Annotated in this window: 13 protein-coding genes; 10 read left to right on the top strand and 3 right to left on the bottom strand. The window is 55.9% G+C overall.

Annotation, left to right across the window (positions count from 1 at the left end; genetic code table 11):
• Positions 1-305 precede the first annotated feature (305 nt).
• The 3 genes from Pla52nx_RS32675 (at position 306) to Pla52nx_RS32685 (ending at position 7,403) form a co-directional block, all read left to right on the top strand.
• A complete protein-coding gene (locus Pla52nx_RS32675; RefSeq protein WP_146523023.1) occupies positions 306-1,745 on the top strand; it encodes a toll/interleukin-1 receptor domain-containing protein in 1,440 nt (479 codons plus the stop codon).
• Positions 1,742-6,310, top strand: coding sequence for a thioredoxin family protein (locus Pla52nx_RS32680; protein WP_146523022.1), 4,569 nt, complete (start codon positions 1,742-1,744; stop codon positions 6,308-6,310). Before Pla52nx_RS32675 ends, Pla52nx_RS32680 begins: the two co-directional genes overlap by 4 nt.
• A 307-nt stretch (positions 6,311-6,617) precedes the next feature.
• On the top strand, positions 6,618-7,403 hold the full coding sequence (locus tag Pla52nx_RS32685; protein ID WP_146523021.1) for an SAM-dependent methyltransferase: 786 nt from the start codon (positions 6,618-6,620) through the stop codon (positions 7,401-7,403).
• A gap of 353 nt (positions 7,404-7,756) precedes the next feature.
• On the opposite strand, the gene Pla52nx_RS32690 is transcribed toward Pla52nx_RS32685, so the two are convergent.
• Positions 7,757-8,212 (bottom strand): hypothetical protein, encoded by a 456-nt coding sequence (locus Pla52nx_RS32690; protein ID WP_146523020.1) that lies wholly within the window; start codon positions 8,210-8,212, stop codon positions 7,757-7,759.
• A 950-nt stretch (positions 8,213-9,162) separates the two neighbouring features.
• On the opposite strand from Pla52nx_RS32690, the gene Pla52nx_RS32695 reads away from it, so the two are divergent.
• From Pla52nx_RS32695 to Pla52nx_RS32705, 3 genes are all read left to right on the top strand, one after another.
• Positions 9,163-10,725, top strand: a complete 1,563-nt coding sequence (locus Pla52nx_RS32695) for a sigma-70 family RNA polymerase sigma factor (protein ID WP_146523019.1) — start codon at positions 9,163-9,165, stop codon at positions 10,723-10,725.
• A 216-nt stretch (positions 10,726-10,941) separates the two neighbouring features.
• Complete coding sequence (locus Pla52nx_RS32700) at positions 10,942-12,345, top strand: tetratricopeptide repeat protein (RefSeq protein ID WP_146523018.1); 1,404 nt, start codon at positions 10,942-10,944, stop codon at positions 12,343-12,345.
• 137 nt (positions 12,346-12,482) lie between these two features.
• A complete protein-coding gene (locus Pla52nx_RS32705; RefSeq protein ID WP_231742669.1) occupies positions 12,483-13,907 on the top strand; it encodes an aminotransferase class III-fold pyridoxal phosphate-dependent enzyme in 1,425 nt (474 codons plus the stop codon).
• A gap of 634 nt (positions 13,908-14,541) precedes the next feature.
• On the opposite strand, the gene Pla52nx_RS32710 is transcribed toward Pla52nx_RS32705, so the two are convergent.
• The gene (locus tag Pla52nx_RS32710) at positions 14,542-15,549 is read right to left on the bottom strand and encodes a response regulator (RefSeq protein WP_197455038.1); all 1,008 of its coding nucleotides are present in this window, start codon (positions 15,547-15,549) and stop codon (positions 14,542-14,544) included.
• 196 nt (positions 15,550-15,745) lie between these two features.
• Here Pla52nx_RS32710 and Pla52nx_RS32715 point away from each other — a divergent pair, with 196 nt between their 5' ends.
• The gene (locus Pla52nx_RS32715) at positions 15,746-17,572 is read left to right on the top strand and encodes a hypothetical protein (RefSeq protein WP_231742662.1); all 1,827 of its coding nucleotides are present in this window, start codon (positions 15,746-15,748) and stop codon (positions 17,570-17,572) included.
• A 163-nt stretch (positions 17,573-17,735) separates the two neighbouring features.
• Here the strand turns inward: Pla52nx_RS32715 and rpsT are convergent, their stop codons facing one another.
• Positions 17,736-18,002, bottom strand: coding sequence for a 30S ribosomal protein S20 (rpsT, locus tag Pla52nx_RS32720; protein WP_146523015.1), 267 nt, complete (start codon positions 18,000-18,002; stop codon positions 17,736-17,738).
• Between the two features lie 320 nt (positions 18,003-18,322).
• On the opposite strand from rpsT, the gene cobA reads away from it, so the two are divergent.
• From cobA to mobA, 3 genes are read left to right on the top strand one after another with little or no spacing between them, the layout of a single operon-like run.
• A complete protein-coding gene (gene cobA / locus Pla52nx_RS32725; protein ID WP_146523014.1) occupies positions 18,323-19,828 on the top strand; it encodes a uroporphyrinogen-III C-methyltransferase in 1,506 nt (501 codons plus the stop codon).
• A 50-nt stretch (positions 19,829-19,878) separates the two neighbouring features.
• Positions 19,879-20,178 (top strand): carboxymuconolactone decarboxylase family protein, encoded by a 300-nt coding sequence (locus Pla52nx_RS32730; protein ID WP_146523122.1) that lies wholly within the window; start codon positions 19,879-19,881, stop codon positions 20,176-20,178.
• A complete protein-coding gene (mobA, locus tag Pla52nx_RS32735) occupies positions 20,175-20,834 on the top strand; it encodes a molybdenum cofactor guanylyltransferase (RefSeq protein WP_146523013.1) in 660 nt (219 codons plus the stop codon). The genes Pla52nx_RS32730 and mobA overlap by 4 nt, the downstream gene beginning before the upstream one ends.
• Positions 20,835-21,096 lie beyond the last annotated feature (262 nt).

A 21,096-nucleotide genomic window follows, 5' to 3' on the forward strand; every position in this document is an offset into this window, starting at 1 on the left:
ATGCACAGCATGACCTACGACTGTACGGTGAGAAAGACGTGCCGCAATTCGTCCAACTGCTGAAACTGGTGGAGACAGACCACTTTTATGCCACGTCACTTTGGCAGCATGAGGACCAACACACGATTCCTGTGATGTTGAGTGATGAGTGTCATTTAATATCGGTAGTCGTCTGTCCCCAGTAGGCAAGGCGGGATTCTGGACGCCGGCACAAAAAGGACTGATGGGTGAAATTCCTATCCCATCAGTTACACTGGTTTGCATCGGTTGATTCGGTCATGATAACTTGGTGAAGGACGATTCTAATGCTGCCGAAAGCTGACGCGACTGACTCGTATCAATCAAGGACTAAAGATCCGGTTGGTAACGACGATTTTTGGCACGACTTGGTCGTCGGTATCAAGAACGGTTCGGTATTGCCGATAACCGGTTGGAATGTCACCACTGTAGGGCCAAATGATGAGCTGGTTGATAGCTGGCTGGCCAAACGATTGATTCAACGTCTGGCACTGGATTCAACCAAGTTCGCGGACGATCCGACCGTCAGTCAAGTTGTGGTTCAACACTTGTTAAACCGAGGTGACCGGGACGAAATTCATTCCCGCATTCATCAGATTCTGATTGAAGAAAAGCCGCAGCCGGGCGAAACGCTTCGACGATTGGTTTCTGTTGCAGGACTTCACCATTTTCTCTCCACCACATTCGACCCGTTGTTGCGACAGGCGATCGATTCAGTCCGCTATGGTGGTGAAACGCGAACACAAGTTTACTCCTACTCGCCAAACGCAAGACTAAAGGATCTTCCTCAGCCGCTCAGTCATCTGCATGGCTCGAGCGTGTTTCACTTGATGGGGCAAGCGACAGAACTCGGAGACTATGCTGTATGGGAAGACGACATCCTGGAGTTCATTTTGGGACTCAATCAGCACATGGACGTGATGCGGAATCTCTCCCGAGCGCTGAAAGATCCCAAGGTGCGATTCTTGATGCTTGGTTCGAATTTCTCGGACTGGCTGGCGAGATTCTTTGTTCGCACCGCGAGGCAAAGTGGGTTTACAAACGGATTCTCGCGACGCGATTACATCGCGGACTCCAACGAGCGTGCTGGATCGCTGGACGGTTTGGTGATGTTCTTTGGTACCGTCGATCAAAAGATCAAAGTCATCCCCTGTGAACCTCGTGACTTCATTTTTGAGCTGGCTCGTCGCTGGGAACAGAGATACCCGCCCGATACAAGACCTCAGGCAAAGTCATCGACGGACCTTCAGCGGATCGGCGATGGCGGTCGGCAGCAACCCGACGACGGTGTCTTCATTTCCTACGCTACCGAGGACAAAGAAGCGGCGTTTAACCTGAAGGATGGGTTGGAGGCATATGGGGTCAAGGTGTGGCTGGACAAGGAGAGGCTCGGCAACGGAATGGACTGGGAGAATACATTACGGGATGCGGTGATGCGGCGCTGCCCAAGATTCATCTCCGTCATCTCTCGCACAACCAACTCGACCGTCGAAGCGTACTTTCACAAAGAGCGTTCTTGGGCCGCCGAGCGTGTGAAATCTATATCGCATTTCGATCGAGGTTCCTATTACCACCCGGTGATCATTGACGACCTCGCACATGCTGAGATCGTACGCGAGCCGCCCGAATTTTTTACCGCTCAAAAAACGCATTTGCCCAATGGAATCGTTACAGAACAGTTCGCAAGTCGAATCCGAATCCGAATCCAGCCTGAGGATAAATCATGAGTCAAACCCGTTCCACAACGTTGAACGGCGCAGGCGGTCACATTGGACGTCGGACTGACTCCGATTCCTTGAGTGACGAATGCCCTTGGCCAGGGCTGATGTCGTTTCGAGAGCGTGATCGCTGTTTCTTTTTTGGACGCAATGCCGAAATCCAAGAATTGCTGCAGTGCGTCGGCCACAGCACGCTGACCGTACTGTACGGTCAGTCGGGACTGGGGAAAACATCGCTCCTGAGAGCGGGACTCACTCCTGATCTACGCCGGATGGGATTCGTACCCATTCATATCCGCCTCACTTATGAAGACTCCTCTGCGTGCCTGTCCGCTCAAGTAGTAGACGAGGTTTGTCAGGCGATGGGCATTAATATTGCACGACCGTCTGAAATGTCTCTTTGGGAACTGTTTCATGACCCCACTTACGGTTTAGCGGGACAGACAAACCGCGTCCAATCGACCGAGATCGAACACTCTGAGCAGGCTGCAGAATTGCCGATCCCGGTCTTGATTTTTGACCAGTTCGAAGAGGTTGGCGTCCACGGGACGAGACACGATGGGACGGAAGTCGCCGATTTCATCGAGTCGCTTGCAGGGTTGATCGAGAATCGGCCGACGGGTGTCACAGTAGAACGAGTCCGTCGTGATTCCCGCTTTGCAGAGCGGCTGGTTCGATCGCAGAGTCGAGTCAAAATCCTACTCACATTACGCGACGACTATCTGTACTGGCTCGAGAGATGGCGGCACGAGATTCCCTCTTTGATGAGAAATCGAATGGAACTGCTCCCGCTCTCAGGGATTCAAGCTCTCGACACGGTTCGTGAGCCGTCACGGCTTCGTTGTCTCAATGATGCCACTGCTGTACCGATCATGGACGACGAAACCGCGAGAGAGATCGTCCGTGTCGCTGCCGGGGCAGATGCCACAGCACCGCTGACAGAATTGTCCAATATTCCACCGCTACTGAATCTTCTCTGTCAGCAGATCAACGAGCGCCGGATCGCTGAGGGGGCGGAAACGGTCAAATGTAAAGATGTCCAGCAATCCGCACCGGATGTGCTGGTCGATTTCTATAGTCAGTGCATCGGCGGTTTCTCCGGAAAGGTTCGTGATTTCATCGAAGAAGAATTGATTTCCGAGAATGGATTGCACCGTGAGTCTGTATCCCTTGACACCGCGTGGGCGGACTTGCGAAACGGACAGGTCGCCGCTCCCGATGAAGTCATCAACCGACTCGTCGAAATGCGTCTGCTGTCATTGGACGAGCGTGGTGGGACTTCGAGAGTTGAACTGACTCACGACGTTTTGGTTCCAATCGTTCAGCAATCAAAAATTCGCCGCCATTCGGAAATCGAAATCGCTGCCAAGCAAGCGGAAGTGATCCGGCAGCGGCGAATGACTGTGCGCAACGCGGTTCTTGGATCGCTCGCCGCTATTCTCTTGACCGCCGCCGCGACCGGAGTGTTCGCTTGGAGTCAACGCAATCAGGCTGTCGCGTCAGAAAGAGTGGCTCGGGAAAATGAAGAGCGTGCCAAGACGAACGAGAAGGAAGCGAAGGTGGCCAAGGCAAAGGCCGAGGAAGCAGCCAGCATAGCTCAAGCGGCAATGAAGCGAATTGCGTCGCTGCAAGACGACAATAAGGCACTGTTGGCTGACGCTGCAAAGTCAACCTATGCTCGCGGCCGAAATATGCTATTCGCAGGTCTTCAGCAACAGGCGGCTTCACAAGCTTCGCTCCCAGGACGAACCACATGGAACGAAGTGCTCGGGTATTGGAACGAGGCTCTCCGATTCGATCCGAGCAGCGGACCTGTTGCCAAGAGTATCTTTTCCACGCTCACGAATCACCCGCGACAAGACTTACGACTACCGGTCGAGATTTTCGCGTGTGACTTCGTGACTCCACAGTCGGTTTTCGCAATGAATTCCGCGAGCAGTGCATTAGCGGTGAGCAACGGGACGAATGTCACCTGCTGCCATGCAGGCACAGAGACTGTTCTTGAGCACGATGAAAACGTGCGGACGATCTCGTTTGATGCAAGCGGGCAATTCCTGGTTGTCGTCACCGACGAAGAGAAAGTATTTGTTTGGAAATGGAGTGATGGATCAAGAGTCTGTCAATTGTCGGTAGACGCGCCGATTCAAACGGTGTTGTTCGTTGAAGAGCTTGGTCGCATCTTGATCTCGACAAGCGAGCCAAAGATTCAGATTTGGAGTTCCGAAGGCATGTTGGTGGAGACGGTCTCGTCTACGTTGCCACTGACATCGAATTCCTTGACGAGTGATTTATCTCAATTTCTCTCGATCGAAATCGTTGAGGAGGCGACAGAAAGCGACAATGAATCGCTAGATCCGAGATTTGTCATTCGAGTTCGGTCGTGTCGTACGGGCGAAACGATCTCGGAAGGTCAGATCGCTTGGGAACAACCGTTTGTGAATGTGAGTTTCCTCGGTGACTCGCGGAACGTGTTTTCTCTGGCGAACAGCGGTAGCTTCTCCCAGCAAATGCGGATTCAGTCACAAGATGATGCTGCGAGTGCTTACGCGAGTCTCAGTGACAGGGTCGAAACCATTCATTTGAGCAGAGATGGAAAATGGCTGGTGACCCTGCGGTTGCGAGATGGGCGAGAGTGTGCTTCGCCGAATGACCTGCAATGGATTGTCGAGCGATGGGACACGTCGACTTTGCGGAGAACCGGCCCAGAGATTAATCTTCACGGTGAAATCAATGACTCATTTTGCTCTACCGCACTGAAGCTTTTATTCGTAACAGACAGTCAGCAGAAGCTTAGTGCCTGGAACTTGGTCTCCGGAACGCGGACACCAATTCATGATCACAGCAATGTTGCATTCGCTGCGATCGATCAGAACGGGACATCGTTGGTTACTCTTGGAACAGATGGTATTGCGACGCGATGGCCGATCGATCGGTACCCAGTTTCTGTTCAATCAAGATCGATCGAGTCTTCCCTACGGCAACTGAAATTCGATCCGCTCAACGAACAACTGTGGCTGGTTAACGCCGCCTACCAAGTCAGTACTCTTGGTTTCGTCGATGGTGCAATGTCGCATGATCCTGCACATGAAAAAGGTCAGGTGTCATCATGGCCGGGCCTTTCGATAGCGGATCCGCTGCCATCCGCCGACGAAGCGAACGCGAGAGAAAGAAAATTAGTCGCCCTGCCCAAAGATCGACCGAATCTAACACTCACGAAATTATCCGGCTTAGACGACAAAATCGGCCTGTTCGACAATCCCTCAAACCCAGACGAGGTCGCAAAGAAGTTGTCTGAACCATTTGGAAAAAACGTCAACTGGTTCACCGACTTCGAAGAGGCGATGGCTACGGCGCGTTCAGAAGGAAAGCTCGTGCTCTGCTATTTCACGAGCACTTGGTGCGGGGCGTGCAAGGGGCTTCAATCCGATGTGCTTGCAACCCCCGAATTTCGTGAATTCGCTGGAGACCTGGTTCTCTATTTCCATGTCACCGACGCGAGCCAGTCCGACACTATTCCCGTCGAAATACAAAACGCGACAGTTTCACTCCCGGCATTGACGTTTCTCGACCCTTCGGGACATCTCTTGACGCAAGTCGATATGTCGGATCGCACCGTGGCAACGGTCCGACGTGAGTATGAGAGACTTATCATGGGTGATCGAGGTGACACGCAGTGGGAAATCTCGCATTTATCGCGCAAGTCGCTGATTGAGTTTTTGATTGCCGATCGCAAATCACGCGGTAACGCAAACGCGGTATTGGTTCCCGAAGATGAACGCAGCGTCTTGATCTCTCGTACGGACACCATCGAGCGTTTCGATGCAAAAACAGGTGAACTGCTGGAGAAGTTTGATTTGCCCACCGACACGATACCGCTTGCCGTAAGCCGGGAAGGGCGAGATCTGATTACCCTCACGGGTACGTCACAGGTTAGAGTCCGTTCGGAAACGAGCTGGGCAACTCGCGATGCATTCCATGATGGCGTTGTCAGTGCCGCAAAGTTTGATCCGTCTGGTCGCTTTCTCATCACGCTTGCAAAACGACCGCCTTATTGGACAAGACAATGTGGGGTACAGTCTGACCCTGAGCAAACACTTTGTCTGTGGCGGATCACACCAGAGGGTCTGGAACGACTATGGGGACCGATCCAGGACGTTTTGATTGCCAAATTTGACAAGGAGGGAGAGCGAATCGTGGTGGCAGATAAGTCTGGAGTGCAATGCCTACGAACGCTCGACGGTGCTCCGTGTTCTGAACGACTGGCGGTTCATTCACCAGTCGACGATGTCGAATTTGGTGCCGCTGACGGAACCCTATATATCGCTACGGAACGTGAGTTGTTGACGTGGAAGATGGCTGCTTTATCGGATTTCCAGTGGAGCGATGAATCAGGGTATGTTCCAGAGTTGCATCAGTGGATCGAGGCGGTGGCCGGGGTGTCATCCGGTACACATGGATCACTTCAGTTGATGGACGATTCCAGGCGACGCGAGGTACTCCGTCGATTCAGTGGAGGGAAAGGGTTACCTGAGCCTTGGTCGCGGTTACATAGACAGCTCATCGAAACGCAATGACCGCGTACAACCTCTCGGCTACTCCCTGGGCAAGACCCCTGTTTTGCATCCAGGCGTAGCGTCGCTTCAATTTGCTGACACGTCTTGTGGATGTCCTGTTGTTCGCTTCGCTCGACCGCCCGCTACCGTCGTTGACCGTTTCACGGTGTTGCGTTTTCAAGATCCTGGTGGGCTGTGGATCGCCGAAGACGCACCCATGGAATAGATCTCTTGGCAACTCGAAACAATATTTCGTCATGCACAGCATGACCTACGACTTAGCTCAGGCGAATTGCCACACCACTGGCGGTTTCGCTATCATTTCGCCATGGAAATCCTCAACGAATCGATTTACGACCACCCCAAATATTACGACTTGGTATTTGGTGCCGACTGTGCCGCGGAGACCAAGTTCATCTTAGGCTGCGCCGAGCGGCATTTGAGCCGCCCGGCCAGGCGGATGTTTGAGCCGGCCTGTGGGACCGGACGTTTGCTACATTCGCTTGCAAAACGTGGCTACACCGTGGGCGGTTTGGACCTCAATCCGGCGGCCGTGGATTTTTGCAATGCCAGGCTGGCCCGACATGGATTCGATGATCGCGCTTTTGTCGCGGACATGTCGGATTTCAAAGTCCGGGGCAAGTGGGATGTTGCGTTCAACACGATCAACAGTTTCCGGCACTTGGACAGCGAAGCGGCCGCGATGGGGCACATGGAATCGATGGCCCGCGCGATTCGAGTCGGCGGGCTTTATTTGTTGGGTGTTCACCTGACACCGACGAAGGCGCCGCCCAGTGAGTCAGAGTCTTGGTCGGCGCGGCGCGGGCATTTGGCCGTCTCGACTCACATGTGGACCAACAGTCGCAACCGCAAGACTCGCGTCGAACGTTTCGGGATTCGGTTCGACGTTCACAGCCCGTCGCGAAGTTTTCGTATCGAAGACGAGCTGGTGCTGCGAAGTTATACGGTCGACCAGATGGCGGAATTGATCGACCGCAGCAAGCTTTGGCGGATCGCGGAAACGTATGACTTCAGTTACGACCTCAAGCACCCCATCAAGGTTGACGCGACCAGTGAAGATGTCGTGTACGCGCTGATCCGCAAACCCGGCTGAGATCACCCAATGGAGAAACTCCGCTACAGTCGCCTTGAAATCACTAGTGCATCGTCCAGTCTTAGAACGTGGGTTCGGCAGATGAGCCGTTTTGGCGTTAGCCACGGTTTTCGTGACACAACCGTGGCTAACGCCAAAACGGCTAACCCCAAAATCAAGACCGGACGATGCACTAGTGGGCTTTTGATTGAGCGCGTTGCGCAATTCTTGTGAGCCGATGGCGCTAGCCACGGGCTTCGAAGGGGTGCGTCTTCACCATAAGGCCCGCGGCCAGCGCCGTCGGCTCAGTAAACCAACAGCCGGCAAGATTTGGGAACAATCACCAAGTGTCCGCTCGAGTCGGCCGCCAGTTTTTAGCCGACTTGTTTGTCCTCTCGTCCAAGTGTCGCGGCGGCGGCGGCGACGACGATCGCAAGGACACCGATTCCACCTCCGACCACCGCGCTCCAACCCCACTGAGCTTTTTCGCGTGCGTCACGTTTGTATCCGTAGGGGGCCGTGAGATCGATGGAGAGTTTTTCCATGTCTTCGAATTCGCGGACCATCATCGCCGGTTCGACTTCGGTGACGGCTTGTCGGACGCTGGCGATGTGATCCTCTGACGTTTGCGGTGTCTCGAGCATGCTCCAGCGAATCCCGGAATATCCGCCAATCACGAGCCCGATCACGGCGATCAGCCCCATCACGGAGAACAGGATCGTCGCACCCGTGCTCATTCCCCTCGCCTTTGCCGCGCGGGCCTGGCCGGTCGAGGCGTCTGGTGTCGGCTCGGCGGTGGGCAACTGCTTCAACTGACCGAGCTTCGGCACGGCAACCATCTCCCCACAAGAGGGGCACGGTAGTTGATCACCGGCCTGAGCATTGGAGACCGTGAGTTCCGTTTGGCAATTTGGGCAAGGCAGCAGATACATTGATGAAATTATGAAGACGATTTGAAGGTGTGGTCCCTAGACCGTGGATAGTCGGTGACTAGAATCGAAGACGAGCACTTGGCCCACCACCCGACAACGCCGCTCCCGCCCTTAGCACCACCCCATGTGGTTGTTCTGTGAGCCGGACATCTGTTGATGCACCGCGGTACCAACAGCGAACTGTTTCGTTCGTCCCCGCAGTTTGTATGGATTCAAACTGCAACCTGAGTGGTTCGAACTGTCAAGTGTTGCCAGGACGGCGGCCCGAGCCATTGGCTGTAGGCGCACCCATCGGGGGGAACGAAACGAACGTCTGGCACAAATACGTCAAGCGTCGAGCATTGGTTCGATTCATGTCACATGAATCGACTCGGGTGTCTCGGTTGACCTTGGCGATCCTGCGGACGAGTCTCGATTGGTTCATCGCATTTGGGGGCGATTTACTGTTTCGACGGATCGGGATGATCGCTGTAGCGGTGATTCTTTTTTGTTCTTGGGGAGTGTTTCGCTCAGATTTTGCACCGAGCGTATGCGCCAACCCCGCTAACACAGAGAGTCGCCTGCAAAGCAGAGGACCGAACCAACCAGAAAGTTTTTCCATTTTACAAGCACGGTCAGGGAAACCTAACGGGGGTGGTAGAGTTTTCGGAAACGTAGGGCGAGAGCAGTGTGCTGAGTCTCGGATCCGAATCTTGCCACGCACTGCATTCGACGTTGAACCTTTTCGATACCGAAACCTTTTCGACACTGAAATATTTTCAACGCTGAAAATTTGCGTTCACTCGACGCCCCATTTCAAGTTCCCCCTCATCCGCATTCATTGATCCGTTCCATCAGGAGCAGCTACTTTGTTTCATACCCTACTGGACGATTTTGAAGACGTCGCCGCACAGAGCGCCGAGGCGGTCACAGGCGGTTTTCGAAAGTTACCCATCGACGATGGCGAAGAAGGTGATGTTGATGTCACTCCCTCGCAGATCGCCGAAGGCGAAGTTCAGCTTGATAGCCCCGACGAGCTGATGGCCGTCGACGAGACGGAAACATGGTCGGACGATCCGGTCCGCATGTACCTGACGCAGATGGGTGAGATTCCCCTGCTGACCCGTCGCGAAGAAATCGAGCTGGCAAAACGCATCGAGGAAACACGTCGTCGTTTCCGCACCAAGCTGCTGGAAAACCACTACGTCTTGGTCGAAGCCTACAAGACCCTGAAAAAGGTCTTCCGTGGGCAACTGCCATTCGACCGCACCGTGCAAGTCTCGGTGACCGATCGTTTGGAGAAAGAACAGATCCTGGGCCGTCTACCGCACAACCTGCGTACCCTGCAAACGTTGTTGCGTCGCAACCGTCACGACTGGAAAGTCGCGTTGAGCAAGACGGCATCCAAGCGTCGTCGCGCAGAAGCATGGCGGTCCCTGGGTCGTCGTCGTCGTCGCGCCGTACGTCTGATCGAAGAACTCGGTTTGCGGACTCAACGCATCGAGACGCGTATCGAGCTGTTGGCCAAGTTCTCGGCCCGACTGGACGAGATCGACGCACAGATCGCTGAGCAAAAGCGCACCAAGCAAGGCCGTGACGTCCGTGAGTCCCTGTTGCACGAACGCCGTCAGATTCTGACCGCGTGCCAGGAAACACCCACCTCGCTGCGAAACCGCGTCGGCATGCTGCGGCACGTTTACGCCGATTACCAGCAAGCCAAGCGGGAACTCAGCGAAGGCAACTTGCGTTTGGTCGTTTCGATCGCCAAGAAGTATCGCAACCGTGGCCTGTCGTTCCTGGATTTGATCCAAGAAGGCAACGCCGGCCTGATGCGTGCGGTCGACAAGTTCGAGTACCGTCGTGGATTCAAGTTCTGTACGTACGCGACTTGGTGGATTCGCCAAGCCATCACCCGTGCGGTCGCTGATCAGAGTCGTACGATTCGGATTCCGGTTCATATGGTCGAGACCATGAGCCGTGTGCGAAACGTGGCCCGTCAACTGCTGCAAGAACTTGGTCGTGAGCCCACCATCGAAGAAACCGCCCGCCGCGCCGACGTCACCGTCGAAGAAGCACGCCGGGTACTGACGATGAGCCGTTTCCCGATCTCCTTGGATCGACCGGTCGGTAACAGCGAAGACAGCCAGTTCGGCGACCTGTTGCCCGACGGCGCGGCCGAGAGCCCTCAAATTGGCGCGACTCAAGAGATGCTGCGTGACCGCATCACCAACGTGCTGAAATCACTTTCCTACCGCGAACGCGAAATCATCAAACTGCGTTACGGCTTGGGCGATGGTTACAGCTACACGTTGGAAGAAGTCGGCCACATCTTTAAGGTCACCCGCGAGCGGATCCGTCAGATCGAAGCCAAAGCGGTTCGCAAGCTGCAACAGCCCAGCCGCAGCCAGGACCTAGTCGGTTTCCTCGATTAGTATCGATCGGCAACGACAAACAATTTCAACAGCGATGGTCGCTCACGACCATCGCTGTTTTTGTTTGACGCGATGACAAACGCCCTGCGTTGGACAAACCTGATCAGAATCTCTACCCTCACAAACGAAACAGTGTTTCACACCTGCCAGTGTGCTGCTCGTTTGGGGCACAAAGCATTCCCACATCTCATTTCTCTTCTTCACGTTTGATGATCCATGCCCACGATCGCCGAAGTTCTACAGCAGGGATGGCAGCTCCATCAGACCGGCAAGCTGCCCGAAGCCGAGCGGGTTTATCGACACGTGCTGGCGCAAGCACCCCGCAACCCCGAAGCCCTGGTGTATCTGGGCATCCTGCTGTTCGATTCCAGGCGGTTTGAGGAATCGGCTCAGTCCTATCGCGCGGCGTTGACGTTGCGAAGTGAATTCCCCATCGCTTGGAATAACTTGGGCAACTCGCTCCGCATGTTGGGCGAATTGGACGAAGCGGAAACGTGCTTTGCCAATGCCTTGCAGCAGGACCCCAAGTACCTCTCGGCGTACAAGAACCGAGGCACACTGTGGATCTGGAGCGGCCACATCGATCGCGGTCTGCGTTGGTACGAGGAAGGTCTCAAAATAGAACCCGATGAAGCCGAGTTGCACCGTAACCTCGGCGTCATTTATTTGCTGCAAGGAGACAACGACCGGGGATGGCCGGAGTACCGTTGGCGATGGCGAATGCCCGGAGTGCAGCGACCCATTCGCACGTCGGCGCCCTGGAGCGGCGAACCGATCAAAGGCAAAACGATCTTGCTGTTTCCCGAGCAAGGCCGAGGGGACGAAATGCACTTGGTCCGCATGGCCGACGTTCTGTATCGAGCCGGCGCGCGTGTCGCCCTGATGTGCGATCCCAAGATGATTCCGCTATTCACCTCGGTCCATGGCGTGGAATCCCTGCTGCCGCTGGGAACGCCCGCTCCACCGGTGGACTTCCACGCCTCGCTGTTTGATGCCGTCGACGGCTGGTACCAAATGACCGGCGAGTTGCCTTATGCGCCAGAAGCGTTTGTCGATCACGGAACCCATCGTGGCTATTTGAATGTTTCCGACGCCCTGGTCCATTATTGGCACCACTGGATGGAGCAGAACGGACTGGGTGCCGAAGGTCGTTTTCGCGTCGGGATCGCTTGGCAGGGCAATCCGAGCCATCACGCCGACGTCTACCGCAGCATGCCGCTGGAAACCCTAGCGCCGCTTGCGGAAATCCAGGGCATTCAGTTGGTGAACTTGCAATTCGGATTCGGCAGCGACCAACTGACAACGTGCTCCTTTGCCGATTCGATCGACTTGCTACCTGACGACATCGACACCAGCGGTGGCGCCTTCACGGACACCGCAGCGGTGCTCAAGAATCTCGATCTCGTCGTGACCACGGACACCTCCCTGGTGCACTTGGCCGGTGCCTTAGGGGTTGATACCACCCTGATGCTCGGCAAGGTCCCCGATTGGCGGTGGCTGCAAAGCGGTGAGACCACGCCTTGGTATCCGTCGCTGCGTTTGGTGCGACAGTCTCAAATGGGTGACTGGTCGGATGTCGTTGAGCAGGTCGTCGCGCGGATTCGATCAAAAAGCGGGTGAACCTTTTTGCCGTCAGAGGTTACCATCAGGGGTAATCGTCAGCGGCGCAGCAAGACGCCGAGCCGCGACGATACCTATATGACGATCAAATCTCACCTATCGAATCTCATACAGAGCCTTTCGCGGAGAACGCCCCTTTGAACCAAGCTGTATCGCCATCGGCCGACCCGGTCACCGACCATTTGCATTCCGCCAAGCTGAAGTCCGACCCTCGAATCGCTCAAGCGAGAGAGCTGATCCGTCAGGCGGTGGCCGATCACGGTGCGGCGCTGAGCGACGTGCGTCCTGCTGATCCGGCATTGGCTCAGTCTTACCAGTCATTGCTCGATCGCATCACAGCCGTTCGCGGTGGTCCGCCGATCTGGCCCTACCTGTCCTCCGGTCTTGGCAACGGCCCCTACGTCGAGTTGGCCGACGGCAGCGTCAAGCTAGACTTCATCTGTGGCATCGGAGTCCATGGAGCAGGACACAGCGATCCTCAAATCCTTGATGCGGCGATCGATGCAGCTTTGGAAGACACGGTCATGCAAGGCAACTTGCAACAGCATCCGCCGAGCATCGAGATGATGGAACGCCTGACTGCCTTGGCGTGCAGCGGTGGCGCCAAACTGGAGCACTGCCTGCTGTCCACCAGCGGGGCGATGGCCAACGAAAACGCGATGAAGATCGCACTTCACCATCGGGCACCTGCCGACCGAGTGATCGCGTTCGACAACGCCTTCGCCGGTCGAACCCTCGCGATGGCGTCGGTAACAGACCGCGCCGCCTACCGATCCGGGTTGCCACTGGCGCTCGCGGTGGACTACTTGCCCTTTCTGGATCCGGTAAACCCCCAACGCAGCCAGCAGTGGGCCGTCGACGAATTGCATCGGTTGCTGGCCAGGCACCCCGGACGCTACGCCGCGTTTTGGGCCGAACCGATCGCGGGCGAAGGCGGTTACTTTGGCGGCAGCACCGAGTTCTTTACAGCACTCTGCGAACCGCTTCGCCAAGCCGGTGTGCCGATCATCTTTGATGAGGTCCAAACGTTTTCGCGAACCTCGCAACCCTTTGCTTTCCAACACTATGGTTTGGATCGTTTCGCGGACATTGTGACTGTTGGCAAGATCACCCAGGTCTGCGCGACCCTCTACGGAGACGCGTTCAAACCCAAAGCGCCCATCCTCAGCCAAACGTTTACCGGTGCATCCTCGTCGATCGCCACGGGCATCGCGATGCTCGATCGGCTTCAAGCCCAAGGTTGCTTTGGCGCCGACGGCGGCAACATGTCACGACACCGGTACTTTGTCGACGCGTTGACGAACTTGGCGGGAAAATATCCCGGTCAAATCAAAGGACCCTATGGTGAAGGCATGATGATCGCTTTCACGCCCGGTGATGGTAGCCTTGACGATGCCAAACGTTTGATGGGCATCATGTACGACGAAGGCCTGCTGGGATTCCTCTGCGGAGGGAACCCCGCCAGGATCCGTTTCCTGCCTCCACCTGTCAACACAACGACCGCTCACATCGATGCCGCTGTATCGATCTTGGATCGGTCGTTAGCCAAGTTTGCCGGCTAGTGGTTTGTTGATTGTCCGTTGCTAAGCAGATATCGCTGGACTGCGCAAATTTTGGTGTTGTGTCTATGTGGGTTTGCGCAAGTTTATGTCCCTTCTGCCGGCGAAGCTGGTGGACCTCAGTGAGCCTCGGGCGCTAGCCGTGGGCCCGGGGCGGATTGAGGTACCGGCCCACGGCTAGCGCCTGAGGCTCACTTTGATTGCGACAGGTGGAACAAAAACATTGACAAAAATAGCAGTGTCAAATCCAATCTTTGAGCAGCCCAGCGCTGGCCCGGATATTTCATCAGCCAAGAGTGACTGACCTACGCAATGCCAGAGTGGCAAAAAAGGCCTTCGTCGGCAAGCAATTTCGATGTGACTTTTTGTGTCTGCCCCGACACAGTTCAATGGACAAGAAACTGCTATGCCGACGAAGGCATGAAGGTGCCCCAAACTCTTTGCCCCAATACGCTTGCCCCAAAACTTTGTTGCCCCAAAGCAGATATGCCCCAGCTCTCTGCTTGCCTCGATGTCCGGCAAGCGGAGCGGTGCATCTGTTCGCCGACGCACCTCATCGAGGCACGGGGAGCATCTCAAGAAATCCAGGACGCGCAGATGTCAATCTGACGTCTTTTTGACCATTTTCTGGATAACCCTACTGCGGGTTTTCCCTACTGAGTGGTGACTGGCTCAGCATGGCGAGTCGAACCAAATCGGTAACGCTACGAGCTCCAAGTTTGCGCATCATGCTTGCGCGGTGCTTCTCAACGGTCTTCTCCGTGATTTGCATCTTGCGAGCCACCGTCTTGTTCGGCTTGCCCGAGACCACTTCATCAAACACCTCTCTTTCGCGAGGAGATAGCATCGCTAATTGAGCGGACGCCACGGCAGCTTGGCGGATTTCGATTTCGAAGTTTTTGAGCTGTGTGACGTCTTCCACCAAGCCATCAATGAACACCGGCTCAAACTCGGCCGAAGATCTCTTCGCAGTGATTCGATAGCATTTCCTGCCTTCGTCGGTGTCTTGCTCGATTTCAAACTCCTGTCTTTGGTCTGATTCCCGGATCGACTGCAAGAACCGGTTGCCTTGTTCAGTGTTTGGGAACAAAGAAACGAGCCCAGACTGGGTGGCTTGATCAGCGGACTCGTATCCCAGTAACTGGAGCATCGCGTCATTGACTTCCATGAATCGGCCTGCAGGGTCACAGGAGAAGACACCGACGCTCAGTTGAGAAAGCACCGATTCAAGCCTCGCCGTCAGGTGTTCAACTCGGCTGCGGGTTCGAGCAAATTCGACCACCGTTCGAACGGCCGCCCTGAGCCTGACAAAATGCTTCACGCTCTTGATGATGTAATCGTCCAGACCATGCTTCATCGCTTCTACAGCGACATCTTCGTTGCCGGTCGCAGTAAACATGATCACAGGACAGTACGGTGACCGCTCTTTGACATTGCGTAACACCTGGATCCCGTCGGACCAATGGAGGTGATAGTCCGTCACGACGAGATCAAACTGTTCTGTCAACAGGATCTTGTCCAACTGTTCTTGGTCGATCGCTTCCAGCACTTCGGATTGGGGAAACGCTTTTTTGAGTTCGCGAATGACCAACCGCCGGTCTTGCGGATTGTCGTCGACGACAAGCACACGCAGTCTTTGCGTCACTGATTTCTCCCCACTGAAAGCCGTTCTCAAACCTGATAGCCGCTACGCAAAAACATTGCGATACTCGAACTGAGTCGTAATGAAACGCTACGGAACGTTCATGGTATCGCGTTATCTTAACATTGTTCGCGAATTTATCCCCGATTGATTCTAATTGACGGATACCCGCCATCGCCCTGTTCGCTTGCCACCCTCCATGTTCACACGCCCCTTTGAGTTGTTTCGTCAGATCAACGCGGAAAACGTTCGCACCAAGCATCGGCTCGATGCGGTGCAGCGATCCGGCATCGATGCTGCCACTCGGATGCGTCGGCTCGCAAAACAGCGATCAAACGCGCTGGTGGAACTGGCTCGGCACTATCTGCCGGAATTAAATCATCAATCCATGCAGAATTCATGGGCTGAGGTCCGCGAAAAGGTTCGTGACCTGCTGCTGCAAAAAAATGATCGACGCCGGATGCTGCGAGAGGAACTGCAGCAAGCGACGAAACACCGATTGGAACTTGAACATGAACGTGAGTCTGCCAAGCAATCACTGCACCACGAACGAGTGGTTCTGTCTTGCAAACTGGGCAACTATCGAAAGGTCTTGCGTGACGATCCGGCCATCCGAAACGCAACCGACGAGATCGCAGCCATCGACGTCGACATCGAATGCTGCTTGACCGAACTGGAACGCACCAATGAGTGTGCCAAGCGTAACCTGCCCGCGTATGAACAATGTCACCTCTTTAACTACTTGATACAGCAAAACTACGGGACACCCCAATACCTAGGCCGGGGGTTGCAGCGGCGATGGGATCGCTGGGTTGCCAAGTTAATCAACTTTGACAATGCCCGATCAAGCTTCGAGCACTTGCATGCCGCACCCGCTGCCCTGCGAGACTTGATTGAAAAAAAACAACGCCGCTATCGCGAATTGCTCAGTGAGTTGGAATCCGCTCGCCGGAAAGCCAACGAGCAACACGGTGTTCAACAGCAACAACAAGTCTGGGAACAGGCCAGTGAACGATTGGCACGCATCGACGAAGCAATCGAATCGACGCGCCGCAGAGAAGCGGCCTTGAGCGACGACCTGTACGTCATCGACAACATCAAAGGTGAGTTCTACGAGCAAGCGATCGCGGCTTACCAAAGATTCTTGTCAGACCTGGAGCCTGACATTCTCAAGATCTACGCCGCCTGTACGGACTCACCGATCGATGACGAAATCTGCGCACGCGTGAGAGGCTTACAAGCACAGATCGACGAAGAACAGGAGCGCGAAGCGGAACGTGCTGCGGAAAAACAATCGCTGAATCAATACCTCTCTGGTTTGACAGAATTGCGAGATCGAATGAAGGACTATCTGCGAGCCACTCCCGCCGATGTCGCTTTCAACGACGGGCTGATTTTCGGTGACCTGCTCGCACAGATGCGGCAACAGAGATGTTCACCCGGCGATGTGTGGAGAACGATCCGGCGATGCGTCGTACAACCGAAATTGGTGCGTCATTGGACCGATCCTAATGACTCACCCTCCAGGGAGGTCTCGCCCAATGAAATGCTGCCCTTGCAGGCCACCTTCTCCGCGACCGCGGAGTCAGATCACTTCGGCACCACGATTGAAAAACTTGACCGCGAAGGGGTGATCCTCCCCAAGGATTCCGTCAAACCAGAACACTTCCTCAATGAAACTTCCCGCGACAGTGCCCGTTTCGTGGTCGCTGCCGTTTGTCGCTCTGAGCACGAGGCCACCGATGTCGCCGCGGCCCTGTCCGCTCACGGCGTCGACAGCTTTACCTTTGACCCGATTTCTGATGCCCTATGGACGCACGAGAACCTGGATCCGACAGAACTTGAATTGCCCGAGTCCATCCTGGTGATGGTCCGGGCCGACAAAGCAGACGATGCTCGGCGTGTTCTGGTCCAACGCCGAACGATCAGCGAAGCACCTTGGAAATGTCACGAGTGCGGGACTCAGATGCTCCGCGGCTACGGCGTCTGCTCCGGGTGCGGGGCACGGCATCGCCGGCACGATTGAACAGCACTAGCGAAAGCCCTGGCCGGACCGCGCAACAAAAAACGACCACGTCATTGAAACGCGGTCGCTGCGTTGGATTTGTTCTGGTGGATCGCTTACACGCCAACCCGATTTTCTAGCTGGCAGATCTTCTGGCTGGCGTGTCAATCAACCGGCAAGTCTTTCAACCGGCGACGGACTTCACCATCTTGTTCAAGCGGCTCTTGGAGCGAGCAGCGGCATTCTTGTGAATCAAGTTCTTGCTGGCAGCCTGATCCAAACGCTTCGCAGCGGTACGGAACTCGGTTTGAGCCGCAGCGTGATCGCCCGCTTTGACGGCTTCATGAACGCGACGCAGTTGGGAACGCAAGCGGCTGCGGAGCGAACGATTTTGGATACGAAGCTTTTCGTTTTGTCGAAGCCGCTTCTTGGCACTTTCGGTATTTGGCATGATTTGGTTCTAAATCGTCAAAAACATCTGTCAATTCCCGTCGCCCAACCTGAGCAAACGGCGACGGTCGGATTTCCGGCGAACGGATTTCCGGCAAACAGGGAAATATTTTCCGTTGTGGGCCGCGTAGTATGGCGATCGACCGGGCCGCTGTCCAGAGTCAACTTCTCCCAGCTCAGCACTTCTCTCGGACCAATCTGGTTCGTTGCCACCTCTGAAAACGAAAAACCCCCTCCAATGGGAGAACCGTCGATCTCTCTCACCTCACGAAACCCGTACCGCCTGTTCCCTTCTCCGATGTCAAACGCGACACTGTTGAGATGACTGGCAAGGTTTACCTCATCGGTGCGGGCCCAGGTGATCCCGGTTTGATCACCTTGCGCGGCGCCCAATTGCTGGCATGCAGCGATGTCGTCCTGTACGACGGACTCAGCAATGCGGCTTTGCTGGCCCATGCGCCAACGGCTCAGCATATTTCCGTTGGAAAACACGGCCGATCGCGGATCTGGCAGCAGTCCGAGATCATTGAGGAAATGCTCTCGCACGCCAGATTGGGACGCACGGTCGCCCGACTGAAAGGTGGCGACCCGGCCGTCTTTGCCCGTACGGCCGAGGAAGTCGATGCGTTGCACGAAGCGGGAATCCCGTTCGAGATCGTCCCGGGTATCACCGCCGCGCTGGCTGCCGGCTCCTACGCGGGCATCCCCATCACGCACAGAAAGCTGGCTTCCGCCGTCGCCTTGGTCACCGGCCACGAGGAACCTGGCAAGCAGCAATCGGCCCTGGACTGGGATGCGTTGGCCAGATTTCCAGGAACACTGGTCGTCTACATGGGCGTCACGACGGCGGAAACTTGGACGCGATTGCTGATCCAAGCCGGCAAGGATCCGGCGACGCCGACCGCCCTGGTCCGACGCTGCAGCCTGCCCGACCAACAGTCGATTCACTGTCGGTTGGATGAAGTCGCCGGGCATCTGACGCCGGCAAGTCGTTTTCGTCCTCCCGTGGTGGCCATCATTGGCCCCGTGACGCAGCTCGCCGATGCGATGGACTGGACCCGACGGCGTCCACTCAGCGGTCGAACCGTGCTGGTCACTCGTCCGGCCGACCAAGCCGAAGCGTTGGCGGGGCCGCTGCGAGAACTCGGCGCTCACGTTCTGGTTCAACCGGCCATCACGATCTCCCCGCCAGCGGATTGGACTGCCGTCGACACCGCCATCGAGTCGCTTTCGCAAAACAAGCTGCTGATCTTTTGCAGCGTCAACGGCGTTCGATTCTTCCTGGACCGACTCCTGAATCAACACGGCGACACACGACTTCTGGCCGGCAATCAGATTGCCGTCGTGGGCGAGAAGACCGCCGACGCGCTGGCCGAGTACTCGCTCAAGCCGGACATCGTGCCGTCGGACTTTCGCTCAAAATCCCTCGCCGATCAGATCCAACCCCATGTCAACGGTCAACGCGTCACGATCGTGCGTGCCAGCCGTGGCAGCGATGAGTTGGCCGAGTCTCTGATCGCGGGCGGTGCCGACGTTCGACAAGTCGTTGCCTACAGCCATCGAGATGTCGACGAACTGGATCCCGAAATCCTTTCCATCGCCCGCGACGGGCAGATCGACTGGATCACCGTCACCAGCAGCGCGACCGCGCGAAACTTGCATCGCCTGCTCGGACCCGCGATCAAACATTCCAAAATCGCCAGCCTCAGTCCCGTGACATCGGCAACATTGACGCAGCTGGGCATTGAGGTATCCGCGGAAGCAAACCCGTTCACGATCGAGTCCCTCATCGGCTGCATCGTGGATCACGAACACGCAATCACCTAGCCCAACTGCTCAGGAGACCTCTCATGACGATTCCTAAAAAGTATCAGCAAATGCACTCCGACTATCCGGAGCTGATGCAAGCCTACGAAGCGATGGGCAAAGCGACTCGCGATGCCGGGCCACTTTCGCCACGCGAAGCCGCTCTGGTCAAGTTGGCGATCTCCGTCGGAGCGGGCCTTGAAGGCGCGGCGCACTCCCACTGTCGAAAAGCGATGGAGGCCGGTTGCAGCCACGACGACCTGCGGCACGTCGCGATCCTCGCCGCACCGACGATCGGGTTTCCCCCGATGATGCGAGCCAAGTCCTGGGTCGAAGACGTGATCAAGAAACAAACCGATTCGGCTTCGTGAACAACTCTCCAGCCCATCAACCGACTACCCGACACACAACAGGACGCTTGCTCGGCATCGTCCTCTCCGGCGGCAAGTCTTCCAGGATGGGACGCAACAAAGCCACGCTGCGAACGGATGCATCACGTGGCCTGAGTTTCTTGCAGCACGCCGTCGGGCGACTCCGCGATGTCTGTCACCAAGTCTGCGTTTCCGCTGACCCGACATCCTTGCCACACGAGATCCTGGCCGAAACATGCCTGCAGTTTGCGGATTTCATTCCCGACACGATCACCGACGCAGGACCGATCGCCGGCGTGTTGTCGGGATTGACCGAAGCTCGGCGACGAGGACTCGAGGGCATCCTGATCACACCGGTCGATGTGCCTAACCTCGGAGTCGTCCAGCTCAACGATCTGATTGCTCACTGGCAAGCCGATCAGCGACAGGTCGTGTGTGCGGTCTCCAGCACTGACCCCGATGCTTCTGCATCATTTTGCGCCGAACCGCTGATCGCGATCTATCCGCTGCTGGCCCAAGCTGAACTTCAGTCGTTCGCTCTCGCCGGCGGACGCAGTCTCAATCGCTGGCTCAGCGAACAAACGATCGGCCAAGTGCCGATGCCGCCGACTGCGTGTCGAAACATCAATTGCCCCGACGACCTGCGGGACGGGTGATTTCCTTTGGACTGCTCAATGTTTGGTGTTGTGTCTTTTTGGGTTTGCGCAAGTTTATCTCCCTACTGCCGGCGCAACTGGTGGCCCAGTGAGCCTCAGGCGCTAGCCGTGGGCCTGAGGCGGATTGTGGTGCCGGCCCACGGCTAGCGCCTGAGGCTCACTTTGATTGCGATGCATGGAACGAAAACATGGACTCAAGAAACAATGTCAACCCAAAACCTTGAGCACTCCAGGGTTAACCAAAAGACGCAACTTCAAAACC

The sequence above is a fragment of the Stieleria varia genome (assembly GCF_038443385.1).
Classification (GTDB): Bacteria; Planctomycetota; Planctomycetia; order Pirellulales; family Pirellulaceae; genus Stieleria; species Stieleria varia.

Excerpts from the sequence above, each read along its gene's own strand:
- rpsT (WP_146523015.1), bottom strand. The coding sequence starts at position 18,002 with ATGCCAAATACCGAAAGTGCCAAGAAGCGGCTTCGACAAAACGAAAAG.
- Pla52nx_RS32730 (WP_146523122.1), top strand. The coding sequence starts at position 19,879 with ATGCACTCCGACTATCCGGAGCTGATGCAAGCCTACGAAGCGATGGGC.
- cobA (WP_146523014.1), top strand. The coding sequence starts at position 18,323 with ATGACTGGCAAGGTTTACCTCATCGGTGCGGGCCCAGGTGATCCCGGT.
- Pla52nx_RS32700 (WP_146523018.1), top strand. The coding sequence starts at position 10,942 with ATGCCCACGATCGCCGAAGTTCTACAGCAGGGATGGCAGCTCCATCAG.
- Pla52nx_RS32685 (WP_146523021.1), top strand. The coding sequence starts at position 6,618 with ATGGAAATCCTCAACGAATCGATTTACGACCACCCCAAATATTACGAC.
- Pla52nx_RS32675 (WP_146523023.1), top strand. The coding sequence starts at position 306 with ATGCTGCCGAAAGCTGACGCGACTGACTCGTATCAATCAAGGACTAAA.
- Pla52nx_RS32680 (WP_146523022.1), top strand. The coding sequence starts at position 1,742 with ATGAGTCAAACCCGTTCCACAACGTTGAACGGCGCAGGCGGTCACATT.
- Pla52nx_RS32715 (WP_231742662.1), top strand. The coding sequence starts at position 15,746 with ATGTTCACACGCCCCTTTGAGTTGTTTCGTCAGATCAACGCGGAAAAC.